The sequence below is a fragment of the Rhodococcus sp. NPDC127527 genome (assembly GCF_042672245.1).
In the GTDB taxonomy this organism is placed as follows: Bacteria; Actinomycetota; Actinomycetes; order Mycobacteriales; family Mycobacteriaceae; genus Rhodococcus_G.
The window spans coordinates 300383-316406 of sequence record NZ_JBHXVP010000001.1 but is presented as its reverse complement, the minus strand read 5'-3'; the positions used below and the strand labels follow the sequence as shown (position 1 = coordinate 316406).

General features: G+C 70.7%; 18 protein-coding genes. 9 read left to right on the top strand and 9 right to left on the bottom strand.

The features are described from left to right. Positions 1-50 precede the first annotated feature (50 nt). The 3 genes from ACFVH2_RS01485 to ACFVH2_RS01475 all read left to right on the top strand — a co-directional run bounded on the left by ACFVH2_RS01485 (position 51) and on the right by ACFVH2_RS01475 (position 2570). Positions 51-1259, top strand: coding sequence for an LCP family protein (locus ACFVH2_RS01485; RefSeq protein WP_378421377.1), 1209 nt, complete (start codon positions 51-53; stop codon positions 1257-1259). Positions 1260-1286: 27 nt separating this feature from the next. Further along, positions 1287-1835 (top strand): ferritin, encoded by a 549-nt coding sequence (locus ACFVH2_RS01480; RefSeq protein ID WP_378420844.1) that lies wholly within the window; start codon positions 1287-1289, stop codon positions 1833-1835. Between the two features lie 186 nt (positions 1836-2021). Beyond that, on the top strand, positions 2022-2570 hold the full coding sequence (locus tag ACFVH2_RS01475; RefSeq protein WP_378420842.1) for a ferritin: 549 nt from the start codon (positions 2022-2024) through the stop codon (positions 2568-2570). A 63-nt stretch (positions 2571-2633) separates the two neighbouring features. Here the strand turns inward: ACFVH2_RS01475 and ACFVH2_RS01470 are convergent, their stop codons facing one another. Next, entirely contained in the window at positions 2634-4019 is a 1386-nt protein-coding gene (locus ACFVH2_RS01470) for a PLP-dependent aminotransferase family protein (RefSeq protein ID WP_378420840.1), read from the bottom strand. A 49-nt stretch (positions 4020-4068) separates the two neighbouring features. On the opposite strand from ACFVH2_RS01470, the gene ACFVH2_RS01465 reads away from it, so the two are divergent. After that, entirely contained in the window at positions 4069-4527 is a 459-nt protein-coding gene (locus ACFVH2_RS01465; protein WP_378420838.1) for a carboxymuconolactone decarboxylase family protein, read from the top strand. Between the two features lie 12 nt (positions 4528-4539). Here the strand turns inward: ACFVH2_RS01465 and ACFVH2_RS01460 are convergent, their stop codons facing one another. Continuing rightward, the gene (locus tag ACFVH2_RS01460; protein ID WP_378420836.1) at positions 4540-5253 is read right to left on the bottom strand and encodes a FadR/GntR family transcriptional regulator; all 714 of its coding nucleotides are present in this window, start codon (positions 5251-5253) and stop codon (positions 4540-4542) included. Positions 5254-5376: 123 nt separating this feature from the next. Between ACFVH2_RS01460 and ACFVH2_RS01455 the strand changes: the two genes are divergently transcribed. The 3 genes from ACFVH2_RS01455 to ACFVH2_RS01445 are packed head-to-tail and all read left to right on the top strand — an operon-like array spanning position 5377 to position 8263. Continuing rightward, a complete protein-coding gene (locus ACFVH2_RS01455) occupies positions 5377-6132 on the top strand; it encodes a (Fe-S)-binding protein (RefSeq protein ID WP_378420834.1) in 756 nt (251 codons plus the stop codon). Then, positions 6129-7643 carry a LutB/LldF family L-lactate oxidation iron-sulfur protein gene (locus tag ACFVH2_RS01450; RefSeq protein WP_378420832.1) on the top strand — a complete coding sequence of 505 codons (1515 nt, stop codon included), beginning with the start codon at positions 6129-6131 and terminating at the stop codon, positions 7641-7643. Before ACFVH2_RS01455 ends, ACFVH2_RS01450 begins: the two co-directional genes overlap by 4 nt. Next, complete coding sequence (locus tag ACFVH2_RS01445) at positions 7640-8263, top strand: lactate utilization protein C (protein ID WP_378420830.1); 624 nt, start codon at positions 7640-7642, stop codon at positions 8261-8263. The genes ACFVH2_RS01450 and ACFVH2_RS01445 overlap by 4 nt, the downstream gene beginning before the upstream one ends. A gap of 69 nt (positions 8264-8332) precedes the next feature. On the opposite strand, the gene ACFVH2_RS01440 is transcribed toward ACFVH2_RS01445, so the two are convergent. Genes ACFVH2_RS01440 through ACFVH2_RS01425 form a run of 4 tightly spaced genes read right to left on the bottom strand, consistent with a single transcriptional unit; the run spans position 8333 to position 11277 of the window. After that, positions 8333-9244 carry a DUF5926 family protein gene (locus ACFVH2_RS01440; protein ID WP_378420828.1) on the bottom strand — a complete coding sequence of 304 codons (912 nt, stop codon included), beginning with the start codon at positions 9242-9244 and terminating at the stop codon, positions 8333-8335. A 24-nt stretch (positions 9245-9268) separates the two neighbouring features. Next, positions 9269-10027, bottom strand: coding sequence for a glycerophosphodiester phosphodiesterase (locus tag ACFVH2_RS01435; protein WP_378420826.1), 759 nt, complete (start codon positions 10025-10027; stop codon positions 9269-9271). After that, positions 10024-10932 (bottom strand): DUF4328 domain-containing protein, encoded by a 909-nt coding sequence (locus ACFVH2_RS01430; protein WP_378420824.1) that lies wholly within the window; start codon positions 10930-10932, stop codon positions 10024-10026. Before ACFVH2_RS01430 ends, ACFVH2_RS01435 begins: the two co-directional genes overlap by 4 nt. Further along, positions 10933-11277 carry a rhodanese-like domain-containing protein gene (locus ACFVH2_RS01425; protein ID WP_378420822.1) on the bottom strand — a complete coding sequence of 115 codons (345 nt, stop codon included), beginning with the start codon at positions 11275-11277 and terminating at the stop codon, positions 10933-10935. Positions 11278-11530: 253 nt separating this feature from the next. Here ACFVH2_RS01425 and ACFVH2_RS01420 point away from each other — a divergent pair, with 253 nt between their 5' ends. Further along, positions 11531-12460 (top strand): LLM class F420-dependent oxidoreductase, encoded by a 930-nt coding sequence (locus ACFVH2_RS01420; protein ID WP_378420820.1) that lies wholly within the window; start codon positions 11531-11533, stop codon positions 12458-12460. 30 nt (positions 12461-12490) lie between these two features. Here ACFVH2_RS01420 and ACFVH2_RS01415 read toward each other — a convergent pair whose 3' ends face one another. The 3 genes from ACFVH2_RS01415 to ACFVH2_RS01405 form a co-directional block, all read right to left on the bottom strand. Next, on the bottom strand, positions 12491-13108 hold the full coding sequence (locus ACFVH2_RS01415) for a hypothetical protein (protein ID WP_378420818.1): 618 nt from the start codon (positions 13106-13108) through the stop codon (positions 12491-12493). 84 nt (positions 13109-13192) lie between these two features. Beyond that, positions 13193-13903: a peptide-methionine (S)-S-oxide reductase MsrA gene (msrA, locus tag ACFVH2_RS01410; protein WP_378420816.1), complete on the bottom strand. Its 711-nt coding sequence runs from the start codon at positions 13901-13903 to the stop codon at positions 13193-13195. Between the two features lie 9 nt (positions 13904-13912). Further along, complete coding sequence (locus tag ACFVH2_RS01405) at positions 13913-15013, bottom strand: acyltransferase family protein (RefSeq protein WP_378421375.1); 1101 nt, start codon at positions 15011-15013, stop codon at positions 13913-13915. Between the two features lie 258 nt (positions 15014-15271). Between ACFVH2_RS01405 and ACFVH2_RS01400 the strand changes: the two genes are divergently transcribed. After that, complete coding sequence (locus tag ACFVH2_RS01400; protein WP_142094843.1) at positions 15272-15895, top strand: superoxide dismutase; 624 nt, start codon at positions 15272-15274, stop codon at positions 15893-15895. Positions 15896-16024 lie beyond the last annotated feature (129 nt).

The following is a 16024-nucleotide window of genomic DNA, read 5'->3' as shown; positions in this document are numbered from 1 at the left end:
CGGTGCCGCCGCCCCGGCGGCCCGCGGGTCCGCCGCCCGAGGGCACCCAGGTGATCCGCCGCGACGGCAGGCAGGCGCCGCCCGCTCCCGCGCGAGCCTGGTCGCAGCCGCCCGACCAGCGCCCCCTCGCACCGCGACAGGCCCCACCGCCCCGACCCGACCACCGTTCGGGCTCCGCCCACGCCCCGACCCAGACGCCGCAGCCGTACGTCGATCCGTCACGGCGGCGCGGCACGCCGGTACCGCCGCCCCCACCCGGACGACGGCAGGCGCCGGTCCCGCCCGAGCAGCCTCCCCGTCCCGCGCGGACCCGCCGCAGGCCGCACTGGGGTCGCCGGATCGGGCTCGTGCTGCTGATCGTGCTCGTCGTCCTCGGCGGCTCGGTGTTCTATCTGGACCGCTCGCTGACGCGGATCGACGCACTGTCCGGCTACCCGGGCCGGATCGCGGACACCCCCGGGACGAACTGGCTGCTGGTCGGCTCCGACAGCCGCACCGGCCTCACCCCCGAGCAGGAGCAGCAGCTCTCCACCGGCGGCGAGGTCGGGAACGGCCGCACGGACACCATCATCGTGGTGCACATCCCCGAGAGTGGCGCGGCGACGATGGTGTCCATCCCGCGCGACTCCTACGTCCCCATCCCCGGCAACGGGAGAGACAAGATCAACGCCGCCTTCGCGATCGGCGGACCCCAACTGCTGGTGCAGACCGTCGAGGAGGCCACCGGGCTGCGGATGGACCACTACGCCGAGATCGGGTTCGGCGGGTTCGCCGGCATGGTCGACGCGATCGGCGGGGTGAACCTCTGCGTGCCGTACCCCATCGACGACCCGCTCGCCGGGGTCAACCTGCAGGCCGGCTGCCAGGACCTGACCGGCACCGAGGCGCTCGGGTTCGTGCGCAGTCGCGCGACGCCACTGGCGGACCTGGACCGGATGAACAACCAGCGCGCATTCATGGCGGCGCTGTTGAAGAAGGCCACCAGCCTCGGCACGATGCTGAACCCGCTGCGGGTGTGGCCGCTGGTGACCGAGACCGCCGGTTCCCTGCAGGTCGACGAGAACGATCACCTGTGGAACCTGGCCGGGCTCGCCTGGGCGATGCGCGGCGACCTGGTCACCACCACGGTCCCGGTCGGCGGGTTCGAGGACACCGAGTCGGGCAACGTGCTGCTGTGGGACCGCGCCAAGGCCTCGCAGTTCTTCGGCGCGCTGGCCGAGGACAAGCCGATTCCACCGGAGTTGCTGACCACCAGGTGAACCCGCCGCGCCCGGTAGCCTGAGCCCATGAGCAACCCCCGCGAACGCAGCGAGTTCCACGACCTACTCCGCGAACAGATTCGCAACGAGTTCACGGCATCGCAGCAGTACATCGCCGTCGCGGTGTACTTCGACGGGAACGACCTCCCGCAGCTCGCCGGGCGCTTCTACAGCCAGGCGAACGAGGAACGCAGTCACGCGATGATGATGATCCGGTACCTGCTCGACAACGATCTCGCGGTACAGATCCCCGGCGTCGACGAGGTCGTCACCGAGTTCGGGTCGGTCCGCGAGCCGGTGGAGTTGGCACTGAACCAGGAGCGCGCCGTCACCGAGCAGGTCACCAAGCTGGCCCGCACCGCCCGCGACACCGGCGACTACCTCGGTGAGCAGTTCATGCAGTGGTTCCTCAAGGAACAGGTCGAGGAGGTCGCCTCCATGACCACCCTGCTGACGATCGTCGACCGGGCCGGGGACAACCTGTTCAACATCGAGGACTTCGTCGCCCGGGAGATGAACTCCGCGTCGGCGTCGGACTCGACCGCGCCTCGGCCCGCGGGAGGCGGTGCTGCGTAAGCACATTCGCCGCCGCGTGTGAACCGCATCGAAATGTTCATGTCGGGCAACACTTTCCGCTCCCCGATCACGCCGTCCACGCGGTCTTCCTTAGCCGAATTCACGAATTCGAAATTTAGGGAACACTGTCCTCAATAAGGCTTCACTTGGATGACAACGGTTTCTGACCAGCGATATCGTCGCCGAATGAGCAACAGCGACGACAGCAACGAGACGAAGTTTCACGCACTGCTCCACGACCAGATTCGCAATGAATTCAATGCATCTCACCAGTACATCGCGACGGCCGTGTACTTCGACAACGCCGACCTCCCGCAGCTGGCCAAGCACTTCTACACCCAGGCGGTCGAGGAACGTAACCACGCGATGATGATCGTGCAGTACTTCCTCGACCGCGACATGACGGTCGAGCTGACCGGTGTCGACGCGGCGAAGTCCAGCTTCGACGGCCCGCGTGAGCCGATCGCACTCGCGCTCGCGCAGGAGAAGGTCGTGACCGACCAGATCGTCCGGCTCGCGAGCACCGCCCGCGAGGAGGGCGACTACCTCGGCGAGCAGTTCATGCAGTGGTTCCTCAAGGAGCAGGTCGAGGAGGTCGCCTCGATGACCACGCTGCTGGCCATCGCGGACCGCGCCGGCACCAACCTGTTCGACCTCGAGACCTTCGTCGCGCGCGAGATGAGCAGCCCGGAGGACGCCGTGGGCGCACCCCCGGTCGCGGGCGGCTCGATCTAAGGCGGCTCCGCCGCAGTGGTGCGGTTACGGAGTGCTGACACTCCGTAACCGCACCACTGCGCGTCAGCGCGTCAACACCCGGCACAGTGCGTCGAGCGCGCCCGCGAACGCGTGCTCGGGCGGGGTCCCGTAGCCGACCACCACCCCCTCGCGCCAGGTATCTGCGGTGTCGGGGTGCCGGAACGACGACAGCGCACCGAGCGCGAGGCCCTCGGCCGCCGCGGCAGCCAGGACTCGCCGCTCGTCGCCCGCCGGCACCTCGACGACGGCGTGCAGGCCCGCCGCGATGCCTGACACCCGCACGTGCGGTGCCCGCTCGGCGAGAGTCGTCACCAATTGATCTCGGCGCCTGCGGTATCGCGTCCGCATCAGCCGGATCTGGCGGTCGTAGCCGCCGCGCGCCACGAAGTCCGCGAGCGTCAGCTGGTCCGGCACGCTCACCCATCGCTCCCAGACGCCCTTGGCGGCGAGCACCGGGTCGACGAGCCGGTCGGGCAGCACCATCCAGCCCAGACGCAGCGCCGGGGACAGGCTCTTGCTCACCGAACCGAGGTACGCCACCCGGTCGGGGTCGAGGTCCTGCATCGCACCGACGGGCTGGCGGTCGTAGCGGAACTCCCCGTCGTAGTCGTCCTCGAGGATCGTCGCACCGCTGTCGCGCGCCCAATCCACCACCGCGGCACGGCGTTCCGAATGCAGCGGCCCGCCGATGGGGAACTGGTGAGCGGGTGTGAGCAGTGCGCCGGCGACGGCCGCCGACGCGAGCTCGGCGACCCCCGCGCCGTCCTCGTCGACGGGGAGCGGCAGCGTCCGCACGCCCGCCGCGGCGAGCTGGTCTCGGTGCACGTGCAGGCCGTACGACTCGACCGCCATCGGCCCGCCGAGCACCGATCCGAGCAGCGAGATCGCGTGCGCCGTACCGGCGCAGACCACGATACGGTCCGGGTCGGCGCGGACACCGCGAGCTCGGGACAGATAGTCCGCCAACGCTTTTCGTAGCTCCGGACGGCCCCGCGGGTCACCCGGCCCGAACGCGTCGCTCGGGGCCTCGGTCAGCGCGCGGCGGGTGGAGGCGAACCAGGCGGCACGGGGGAAGGACGCGGCGTCGGGCGAGCCGGGCATCAGGTTGTGGACGGGCCGCGGCGGCGGGGTCGGTCGCGTCGACCGTCCGACGGTCGCGGACGCGGCGCGCGCCGCCACCCGGGTTCCCGACCCCTGCCGGGCGGTGAGCCAGCCCTCGGCGACCAGCTCCGCGTAGGCGTCGGCCACCGTGTTGCGGGCGACCCCGAGGTCCGCGGCCAGCGTTCGGGACGGCGGCAGGAGCACCCCGGGGGCGAGCCGGCCAGTGCGCACGTCCTCGCGCAGCGCGGCCGTCAGCGCCGCACGCACGCCGGACCTGCCGCGAAGGTCCAGGTGCAGATCCAGCCCGAGATTGGCCCACGATGTCACTGCTCGATTGAACCATTTACAGGGACCATTTGCGTCCTACGGTTGCACCATGACGACAACCGAGACCGCACGACGCATCAACCTCTTCGAAGCCGCCCCCGAGGTCTACAAGGCGATGGTCGCCCTCGACGCCGCCGCGAGGAAGGGCCTCGACCCCGTCCTCGTCGAACTGGTGCTCACCCGCGCCTCCCAGATCAACCACTGCGCCTTCTGCCTCGACATGCACACCCGCGACGCCCGCGCGGCCGGCATCAGCGAACAGAAGCTCTACCTGCTCAGCGCGTGGGAGGAGGCGACCGGGCTGTACTCGGACCGCGAGCGCGCGGCGCTGGCACTGACCGAGGCCGTCACGGTGCTGACCGACGGCTTCGTCCCCGACGAGGTGTACGACCGCGCGGCCGAGCACTTCGACGACCAGGAGCTGGCGCAGCTGATCAGCGTCATCTTCACCATCAACGCATGGAACCGGATCGCGGTGAGCACCCGCCGCGTCCCGCCCGTCCGCTGAGGGTCCGGCGCGTCAGCGCCCGAGGCCCTCGTAGTAGCCCCGGATGTGGTCGAGGATCCGTCGTTCGGCCAGGGCCGGATCGCCCGCGGCGACGGCCTCGACCAGCCCGCGGTGCTCGTGCCGCAGCCGGGTGCACGTGCTCGGCCAGCTCGCGACGTCCACCCCGCCGATCACGTACGACTCGATGGACTCGCGCAGTCCCGCCATCATCGCCGCCACCACCTGATTGCCCGCCGCGTCGGCCATCGCGACGTGGAACTGCGCGTCGAGGACCAGGAACTCGTCGGCGGACAGGGTGCTCTCGTCCATCGAGTCCAACAGCTCGAGCGCGAGATGCAGGTCGGGCGCCGGCCTGCGGACGGCGAGGGTGCGCATCACCTCCGACTCGAGCACCATGCGGGTCTGCACCACGTCGGACACCGGAAACCCTTGCGCGGCAACCTGCATCCGCATCAGCATCGCCATGCCGCCCGTCGGCCGGGAGACGATCATCGCGCCCGCGTTCGGGCCGGACCCCGTCTGCGCCTTCAACAGTCCCAGCGCCTCCATGACCCGCAGCGCCTCGCGCACCGAGGACCGTCCGACCCCCAGATCGCCGGCGAGCACCCGCTCGCCGGGCAGTCGCTGGCCGGGCCGGACCTCGCCCGAGACCAGCATCTGCTCGAGCCGGCTCAGCACCTGCTCCCACGCGCGGGGGCCGGACTGCGACGACGACTCACCAGGCATGGCACGAGAGCCTATCGTCGCCCGCTCACGGCTTGCGCAACAGCGGGGTGCGGCCGGATCTTGCGAAATCGCGCTGACCGTGGGTTACTGTGGTCAGACCACAACGACGATTGCGGAGACACCATGCGAATCGCGCTGTTCGCCACCTGCCTCGGGGACACGATGTTCCCGGCGGCCGCCAAGGCCACCGCCCTGCTCCTGACCCGGCTCGGGCACGAGGTCGTGTTCCCGCCGGGACAGACCTGCTGCGGCCAGATGCACGTCAACACGGGCTATCAGCCGGACGCGCTGCCGCTGGTGGCGAATTACGCGGAGGAGTTCGGCGACTCCGCCCTCGACGCGATCGTCGCGCCGTCCGGCTCCTGCGTCGGCTCGGTGCGGCACCAGCACGAGATCGTCGCCTCCCGATACGGCACCCCCGCGCTGCGCGAACGGGTCGAGACGGTCAAGGCCAAGACCTACGAACTCTCCGAACTGCTCGTCGACGTCCTCGGCGTCACCGACGTCGGCGCCTGGTACCCGCATCGCGTCACCTACCACCCCACCTGCCACTCGCTGCGGATGCTGCGGGTGGGAGACAAGCCGCTGCGGCTGCTGCGGGCTGTCCGCGACATCGACCTCGTCGAACTGCCGGAGGCCGACTCCTGCTGCGGGTTCGGCGGCACCTTCGCGATCAAGAACGCCGAGACCTCGACCGCGATGCTCGCCGACAAGATCCGCAACGTCGTCGACACCGGAGCCGAATCCCTGTGCGCCAGTGACTCGTCCTGCCTGATGCACATCGGCGGCGGCATGTCCCGGCTGCAGACGGGCACCCGCACCGTCCACCTCGCCGAGATCCTGGCGACCACCGAGTCGACGGTCGGAGCCCGCTCGTGAGCCGCGTCGCCCTGGGCCTGCCCGCCGTCCCGCCGCGCGCGCCTCGGGGGGTCGGATTCCTGCGCGGCACCGAGACGTTCCCGCGGGCCGCGCACCGCGAACTCGCCAACGCCCAGCTGCGCCGCAACATCGGCAAGGCCACGCACACCATCCGCGCCAAGCGGCTGCACGTGACCGGCGAGCTGCCGGATTGGGAACAGTTGCGCGACAGCGGGTCCGCGATCAAGTCCGACGCGATGAACCGGCTGCCCGACCTGCTCGAACAGCTCGAGGCGGCCGTCACCGCGCGCGGCGGGGTCGTGCACTGGGCCGCGGACGCGACCGAGGCCAACGCGATCGTCACCGACCTGATCCGCGCCACCGGGTCCACCGAGGTCATCAAGGTCAAGTCGATGGCCACCCAGGAGATCGAACTCAACGAACACCTCGAGACCCAGGGCATCACCGCCTACGAGACCGACCTCGCCGAGCTGATCGTCCAGCTCGGCCACGACAAGCCCTCGCACATCCTGGTGCCCGCGATCCACCGCAACCGGTCCGAGATCCGCGAGATCTTCCTCCGCGAGATGTCCGGCGTCGACCCGCAGCTCGACGACAACCCCGCCCACCTCGCGGCCGCGGCCCGAAAGTTCCTGCGGCACAAATTCATGACTGTTCCGGTCGCGGTGTCGGGCGCGAACTTCGGGATCGCCGAGACCGGCACCCTCGGTGTCGTCGAGTCCGAGGGCAACGGCCGCATGTGCCTGACGCTGCCGCAGACGCTGATCACGGTGATGGGCATCGAGAAGGTGCTCCCCCGGTTCGCCGACCTCGAGGTGTTCCTCCAGCTGCTGCCGCGCTCGTCGACCGGCGAGCGGATGAACCCGTACACCTCGATGTGGACCGGCGTCACCCCCGGCGACGGACCGCAGACCTTCCACCTGGTGCTGCTCGACAACGGCCGCACCGCCGCCCTCGCCGACAGCATCGGACGCCAGGCGCTGCACTGCATCCGCTGCTCGGCCTGCCTGAACGTGTGCCCGGTGTACGAGCGCACCGGCGGGCACGCCTACGGCTCCACCTATCCCGGACCGATCGGCGCGGTGCTCACCCCGCAGCTGGCGGGCATGGACGCCCCGGACGACCCCAACGCCAGCCTGCCGTTCGCGTCCAGCCTGTGCGGGGCCTGCTTCGACGCCTGCCCGGTCAAGATCGACATCCCGTCCCTGCTGGTCGAACTGCGGCACCAGAAGGTGGAGCAGGCCGGGCTCGGCGCCGAGAAGGTCGCCATGAAGGCTGCGTCCCTCGCGATGAGCTCCGCGCGGCGATTCACGTTGGCGCAGAAGGCGGCCGGGCTCGGGCGGCTCGTCGCCGGCCGCAAGGGCAAGATCTCGACTCTTCCGCCCCCACTGAACGGGTGGACCGCCACCCGCGACATTCCTGCCCCGCCGAAGCAGACGTTCCGGCAGTGGTGGGACTCGCCCGAGGGTCGGGCGGAACTGGGTCAGGCACGGGAAGAGGGACGCAGATGAGCTCGCGGGAGACGGTCCTGTCCCGGATCCGGGACGCACAGACCCTGGCACCGCCGGTGCCGCAACAGATTCCGCGCGACTACCGCACCGGTCGTACGATGCCCGACACCGAACGGGTGGAGCTGCTCGTCGACCGGCTCGTCGACTACAAGGCGCACGTCCATCGCTGCGACCCCGCGACCCTCGCCGAGGCGATCGCCCGGGTGCTCGGTGAGATCGGTGCACGGCGGATCGGTGTGCCTGCGGGACTGGACGATTCGTGGCTCAGCGGTTTCGGCGGCGACGTCGTCGTCGACTCGGCCGACGTCCCGGCACCGCGGCTGTCGGACCTGGACGCGGTGGTGACGGCGTCCACGGTCACGTGCGCGGAGACCGGCACCATCTTCCTCGACGGCAGCGCCGACCAGGGCCGCCGCGCGCTGACCCTCGTCCCGGACACCCACGTGTGCGTGGTACCGATGGACACGATCGAGGTGGGGGTACCCGAGGCGCTGGCCCGCCTGGTCCCACAGCGGCCGACCACCATGATCAGCGGGCCGTCCGCCACCTCCGACATCGAACTCGAGCGGGTCGAGGGCGTGCACGGCCCCCGCAACCTGCACGTCCTCATCGTCGCGTAGGCGCTGCGCGCCCGTGCGTGGTTTGCGGGTCCAGACACTCGCTAACCACGCACGGGCGGCGGAGCCGCACTAGCGCAGGGTGACCTGGCGGCCGCGCAGTCCGTCCCGGCTGCGACGCTCGTCGGAGGTGAGCGGCGCGTCGACCGCGAGGGCCTGGGCCAGCCGCTGACCGAGCTCGGCGGTCGCGGGCGCCCACTCCTGGGCGTGCTTCTCGGGATCGAGGTCGAACACCGGCACCAGCAGGCCGTGGGTGCGGAACGAGCCCGCATAGCGCGACCCCTCCCCCAGGTGCAGACCGCCCGACGCGTGCACGCGGGCCAGCGCGAGCATCAGCTCGTCCTCGTCCTCGGGGCGCACCCAGCGCAGGTGCGCCTTCTCGCCTGCGTCCACCCACCAGGCCGCGACGACGCCCTCGGCGTCGAGTCGAGCGGACGGCATGATCACCGAGTTGGCCTGCTCGACCGTCGCGGCGACCTCCGGCGCGGGCGTGACGCCCTCCGGGATCCACCAGTTGAAGTCCTGGTGGACGGTGATCTCGAGCTGCGCGGACGCGTCGATCACGTCGGCGAGCCGGGCACCGTCGGCCGCCTCGGCGGCCGTCAGGGACTGCCCGGGCTCGGCGGAGACGGCCCAGTTCACCGCGGCGGCGAGGTCGGCGGACAGGTCCGTCGACGGTGCCTGCACCTGCAGTCCGACGAAGCCGGTGGCCGCGTCGGTCTCGTCGCGGACCAGCGCAGCGACCGCGCCGGGCAGCACGGTGGCTGCGACGACGGGACGCTCGCCGGCGGTCAGCGGCAGCGGCGCCGTCGCGGACGGGACGAACTCGCGCAGCGCGACGATGTCGCACTCGGCCGCGAGGCCCTCGAACGGCCGGGGCAGTACGGTCGCCGCCGCGCTGTCCTGGGCGGCACGGCGCTCGGCGAGCTTGGCCGCGCGGTTGCTGCCGGGCTTGGGACCACTGTTTCTTTTGCTCTTACCCACGACCGGAAAACCTACACGCACCGACTAGCCGGCGAGCCATTCCTTGGTCCGGCCCGGGTGATTGGTGGCGATCCAGCCCACCCCGAGGTCGCGGCAGAGCTCCACGTCCGCGCGCTCGTCGACGGTCCAGCAGTAGGTGGCCCGACCGGACGCCGCCGCCCGGTCCACCACCTCGGGGTGCTCGCGCAGCGTCTTGATCGACGGCCCGACCGCCGTGGCACCGACCGTCGTCGCCGCGCCGCCGCCGAGGTACCGCGACGACTCGCCCAGCAGCACCGTCGGCAGCAGCGGCGCCGACCGCCGGATCCGCCACACCGCCGTAGCCGAGAACGACATGACGACCGCCCGCGAATGGTCGGCCGACGCGGGCGCGGACAGCCCGAAACGCGCCAGCTCGGCGAGCACCTTGCTCTCCACCAGCCCGCCGTAGCGCACCGGGTGCTTGGTCTCGATGAACAGCTTCGTCGGACGGCCGGTGAAGCCGAGCACCAGGGTGATCAGCTCGGCGAGGGTGAGCACCGGTTCGCCGTTGCCGCCGAAGTCGAGCTCGCTCAGATGCCGCAGGGTCATCTCGCTGACCACCCCGGACCCCGAGGAGGTGCGGTCGACCGTGCGGTCGTGCACGCACACCAGGTGCCCGTCCCGGGTGAGCCGGACGTCGCACTCGAGCCCGTCGGCGCCCTGCTCGAGCGCCAGTTCGTAGGCCGCGAGGGTGTGCTCGGGCAGCGCGGCGGAGGCGCCGCGGTGCGCGACGACCAGCGGTCCGCGACGGTCGGGGCTCACGGGGCGACCACCCACCTGGTCAGCTCCCGCGGGCGGCCGGCGAGCCCGAGACCGTCGACGCGGCGCATCAGCGCCAGGGTCAGTCCGGCGACGGCCGCCGCGACCAGGTCGGTCAGCGCAGCGATGAGCACCGCGTTGGCGCGCGCCTGCAGGGAGTCGTGCGAGCGCATCGCCAGGCTCAGCACCAGCAGCGCGCCGCCGACCGCCCACGTCCCCCACCACAGCCGAATCAGGTTGCGTGTCTTGGCATCCGACTCACCCAGCTCGGTGAGGTACAGCCCCGGCAGCACCAGGTTCGCCACCGGGACGAGGCAGCCGAGGATCACCTCGGCGGGCCGGCGGGGGTCGATCCGGCCGGTGCGCCCGAACGCGGCCGCACGCGCCCCGACCAGCCAGGACGCGGACGCCGCGGCGGCACAGACGGCGACCACCGGGGCCATCACCCCGGCCGCGGAGACCAGCGCGTCCGAGACGGCGAGCACGGTCGGGGAGATGAGGCTGGTGCGGTTGCGCACCAGCAGCGCGTACCGGAACAGTTCGGCCAGCGCACCGACCGCGAACAGCACCGCCGTCGCCACGAGCAGGGTGGGCGCGAGTTCGGCGAGCCGTTCGGTTCTGCTGCTCGCCGGTTCACGGTCCTCCTCCCGCGGTGGGTCGAGCAGCCCCCAGCGCGGCATCTCCCGGTAGGACGGCGTGGGCGAGGGGCCGGGGCCGCCCTCCGCCGGCTGGATCCGTCCCCCCGGACGGCGGGCCACCCAGCGAAAGTTCCGGCGCGACCGCGGTTCGGGCCGGGACGGGTCGACCGGGGACAGCAGCACGCCGTGGCAGCCGGGGCACCACTGGCCCGGCGCGGTGAGCATCGGCCAACTCGCGCCGCACCGGGCACACATCTGCACGGCCGTCATCTAGTAGATCTTCGCCGTCACGCCGGGGGCGGCGGTCAGCGGCCGGCCCGACTGCTGCCAGGAAACCATGCCTCCGCTGACCATCACCGCCTCGTAGCCGATCTGGTTCAGGTACTCCACGACGGTGACCGCCCGGCCGCCGGACCGGCAGATCACGTACACCTGGGCGTCGATGTCGATTTCGTCGAGTCGGGCCGGCACGTCGACCATGGGAACGTGCCGGGCTCCGGGCGCATGCCCGAGGTCCCATTCGTCGTCCTCGCGAATGTCCAGCAGAATCACCGACTCGTCCAGGTCGGCGGGTACGTCCCCGACCGGTACCGACGGCACGTCACCGAAGCTCACGCCTCGATACTGTCACGTTCGCCGCCGACCCGTCACCGGGTCGCCGCTCGACGATCCCCAACCCGGATTCCACAGGCTGGGGAGAATCGTTCGGGGGTTATCCACAGGCCAGGGTGGGACGAATCCCATGCTTTGTGACCTGGACCACAAGCTGTCCACCGAGTTATCCACAGTATCCACAGCGTTGTCCACAGATGGTGCACAACGCTACGTCCGCGGCTGTGCATGCGCCGATAGGGCACCATTGGCGGTCATGGAGCTGAGAATCTTCACCGAACCACAGCAGGGCGCGACCTACGACCAGCTGCTGCGCGTCGCACGGTCCGCCGAGCAGCTCGGGTACGGGGCGTTCTTCCGCTCCGACCACTACCTCGCGATGAACACCGACGGCCTGCCCGGGCCGACCGACGCCTGGATCACCCTGGCCGGCATCGCCCGCGAGACGTCGACGATCCGGCTCGGCACCCTGGTCACCTCCGCGACGTTCCGGTATCCCGGCCCGCTGGCGATCGCCGTCGCACAGGTCGATGCGATGAGCGGCGGCCGCGTCGAGTTCGGCCTCGGCGCCGGCTGGTACGAGGCGGAGCACCTCGCCTACGGCATCCCCTTCCCCTCCCTCAAGGAACGATTCGACCGGCTCGAGGAGTCCCTCGCGGTGATCACCGGGATGTGGCGGACGCCCCTCGGCGAGAGCTTCTCCTACGACGGCGCCCATCACCGGGTGGTGGACTCGCCTGCCCTGCCGAAGCCGCACCAGCACGCGGGCCCGCCGATCGTGATGGGCGGCATGGGCAAGAGGCGAACCCCGGAACTGGCGGCCCGCTACGCCGACGAGTTCAACCTGCCGTTCGTCTCGCCCGAGGACACCGCGGTGCAGTTCGACCGGGTGCGCGCCGCCTGCCGGGCGATCGATCGTGACCCCGCCGAGCTGACCTACTCGAGTGCACTGGTGCTGTGCTGCGGCCGCACCGAGGCCGAGATCGCCTCCCGCGCGGGACGGATCGGTCGCGAGGTGGACGAGCTGCGTGCCAACGGCGCGGCCGGCTCCCCCGCCGAACTGGTCGACAAGATCGGCCGCTACGGCGAGCTCGGGGCGACCCGGATCTACCTTCAGACCCTCGACCTCGACGACCTCGACCAGCTGGAACTGGTGGCCTCGCAGGTCGCGCCGCAGCTGAGCTGACCACGGGGGTGGTCGCGCGAGGACCTCGACCTACCGCGCGGGCGCGGTGCCCAGGAACTCGGCCAGCTCCCGCGACCACTGCCCGTCGCGCCTACGGTTCAACAGTGCCCGTGCCGACGCGGCCAGGGCGCCGGCCGCCATCATCGCCGACGTCCAGGTGAACACGCCGACGACCACCGCGGACGTCGCGGCGGCGGAGGCGGTGATCGGCGCCACGGCCTTGTCGCCATGTCCGTCCACCCAGATCTGCACCCGCGTGCCGACCGGCGCGTCCGGGTCCACCCGGACGTCGCCGCGACGGATCTCGCGGCCCCACGACCAGGTTGCGGGCGCGCTCTCGACGGGCACCGCCACGTAGTCGGTGGGCGCCGACACGCTCTCCACCGCGCCGACGGTGGTGGCGGTGACCATGCTGTACTCGCGTGCCTGCACCTGCGCCAGCGCTCGTTGGCTCTCGCCGGACCGGCCGCCGAGCCACACGGCGACCGGGATGAGCGCAATGGCGAGCACCAGCACGCCCACGACCAGCAGGGCCTCGACCCGGTCGGACCGCCGGAGCAGCGGATCGGCACGCGGTCGCAGCGACCGCCGCAGCAGTGCCGTGTGCCCGTGCATCTTTCGCCACATCCGCATTCGCCCCTCACCCACGCAGGTCCTCCACCCCAGATTGGTCCGCGCCGGGGTCCAGATCAAGTCCCTGCGGCCACCGTCACAACCCGGACGGCGGCGCGGTCACTGCGGCGGCAGCACGTCCGTCTGCGCGGGCACCTCGTCCTGCGGGAGGAGACCGACCGGGCAGCTGACCCCGGTCGCGTGCACCGGGCAGTACCCGCCGGGGTTCTTGGCCAGGTACTGCTGGTGGTACTGCTCGGCGTAGTAGTAGGTACCGAGCGGGGCGATCTCAGTGGTGATCGCGCCGTACCCGGCCTCGGTCAGTCGCGCGCCGAAGGCCTCGGCGGTGGACCGGGCGGTGGCGACCTGCGCGTCGTCGGTGGTGTAGATCGCCGAACGGTACTGCGTGCCCTGGTCGTTGCCCTGCCGCATGCCCTGCGTCGGGTCGTGGTTCTCCCAGAACTGTTGCAGCACACCGGCGTAGGAGATCACCTTCGGATCGAACACGACCAGCACGACCTCGGTGTGCCCGGTGCGGCCCGAGCACACCTCCTCGTAGGTGGGGTTCGGCGTGTAGCCACCCGCGTAGCCCACCGCGGTGCTGTACACGCCCGGGATCTGCCAGTACTCCTTCTCCGCGCCCCAGAAGCAGCCCATCCCGACCACGGCGGACTGCATGCCGTCCGGGAAGGGCGGGGTCAGCGGGTGTCCGTTGACGTAGTGGGCCGCGGGTACCTGCAGGGGCTGGGCGCGCCCCGGCAGGGCCTGATCGGCGCCGATCAGGGTGGACCTCGCAGAGGATTTACCGAGGATCTCGTCGTACCAGGACATGCCCTGATGTTACGCGCGGGTGGTGGCCTCGACCGTTGCGTCGCGGCCGACCCGCGACCTGCCCATTCGCGCGGACCTCGCCGAGATCCACCGTCCGGCCGGGACCTCCACCCCGCGGTAGAGCAGTTCCGCGGCCACCGCGGTGACCGCGAGGAACACCCCGATCGCGGCGGTCTTGCCGACGTAGCCGACGGTCAACTCGTACGTCCGGTACAGGATCAGCGTGTGCAGCAGGTAGATGGCGTAACTGCGGGTCGCCAGCCAGCGGACGACCGGCCACCCGGACCCCGGACCGTCGTAGCGGGCCAGCAGCAGCACCGCCCCGGCGACCACCACCATCGTCCACATGTAGCGGTCCCCCGCCCAGTAGGCGCGGATGTCGGTCGCCAGGCGCACCACCTCCGCCTGCGCGATGGCGGCGACCACCACCCAGCGCCAATCGGCGAGGCGAGCCCACCCGAGGTAGATGATCTGTCCGAGGAACACCGCAGGCAGCGTCGCGGCGACCTTGCTGAGCATCGGAACCGAGAACGGCATCGGGACGAAGCGGTTGTAGAGCAGGATCGCCGCGCACAGCGCCGCGCCCGCGATCGGCACCGCGATCGGCGAGGTCCGCAGCAACGGGCGGGCCGAGACGCAGTACAGGTAGAACACCACCTGCACCACCAGGGTCCAGGTCACCCCCAGGACCGCGACCTCGGGGGTGAGGAAGAAGCCGCCGAGCACGAAACTCAGTGCCGACTGGGCGTTGGTGATGCCCTGCTGCGGGCCGAACATGCCGTTGATCCCGAGCTTGACCAGCACGATCGCCAACGCGATGGCCACCCACAGCGCGGGCAGCAGCCGGCCGATCCGGTTGAACAGGAAGCGGCCGGGCGTGTGCCGCATGGCCGAGGCGGTGAGCATCAACCCGGTCAGCATCATGAAGACCGCCACACCGAGGAACGACAGGTGTTGGTTGAGCCCGGCACCGACGACGAATACCTGGTAGACACCGTCGATCAGCCACCACCCGGTGTGCAGGTCGTCGATGAAGTACAGCGAGATGTGCGAGTACAGGACGGCGAGGACGGCGAGCGCCCGCAGCAGATTGGCCCCGCCGAACTCCATCCGCGACGCCGGTGCGGCCGTCTTCGCGGAGTCGTGTCGGAGGTCGGGCACGCCGCAATATTAAGGTTTCGTTCACCGGCCGGACGAATTCCCCTCATCAGCGCGCAGCCCACGAAACGAACCGGCGGTGCTGTTGCGCACGCGCCCGCCTGTCTACATCGCTTGCGGACGGTGTACCAATGAGATTGGGTTATAGCCCGAGAAGGATCAATCAAGGTACACGCCGGGCGCACTCCCGCCCGTAAAGAAGGGACCCTCGTGTCTGTCTACTCGCTGCCTGAACTGCCCTACGACTACGCAGCCCTCGAGCCGCACATCTCCGGCAAGATCATGGAGCTGCACCACGACAAGCACCACGCCGCCTACGTGGCCGGCGCCAACGCCGCGCTCGACAAGCTGGCCGAGCTGCGCGCGTCCGATGCCCTGGCCCCCGTGGTCAACCTGCACGAGAAGAACCTGGCCTTCCACCTCGGTGGCCACACCAACCACAGCGTGTTCTGGAACAACCTGAGCCCGAACGGTGGTGGCAACCCCGAGGGTGAGCTGGCCGCCGCGATCGACGACCAGTTCGGCAGCTTCGACGCCTTCCGCAGCCACTTCTCGGCGAACGCCAACGCCATCCAGGGCTCCGGCTGGTCCATCCTGGCCTGGGACTCCATCGGCCAGCGGCTGATCATCGTCCAGCTCTACGACCAGCAGGGCAACATCTCCATCGGCCTGACCCCGCTGCTCATGCTCGACATGTGGGAGCACGCCTTCTACCTCGACTACCAGAACGTCAAGGGCGACTACGTCAACGCCTTCTGGAACATCGTGAACTGGCCGGACGTCGCGGCGCGCTTCGAGAAGGCCCGCACCCAGACCGCCGGTCTGATCGTCTAGCGCGGCCCCGCCGCCCGTGCGCGATTCACCCCGACCGGGGTGCCGATCGCGCACAGTCCCACCGACTTCGCCGCGTCCGTCATCGGGCGCGGCGTCGTCGTTTCCGGTGGCGTCATCGGACCGGATCGG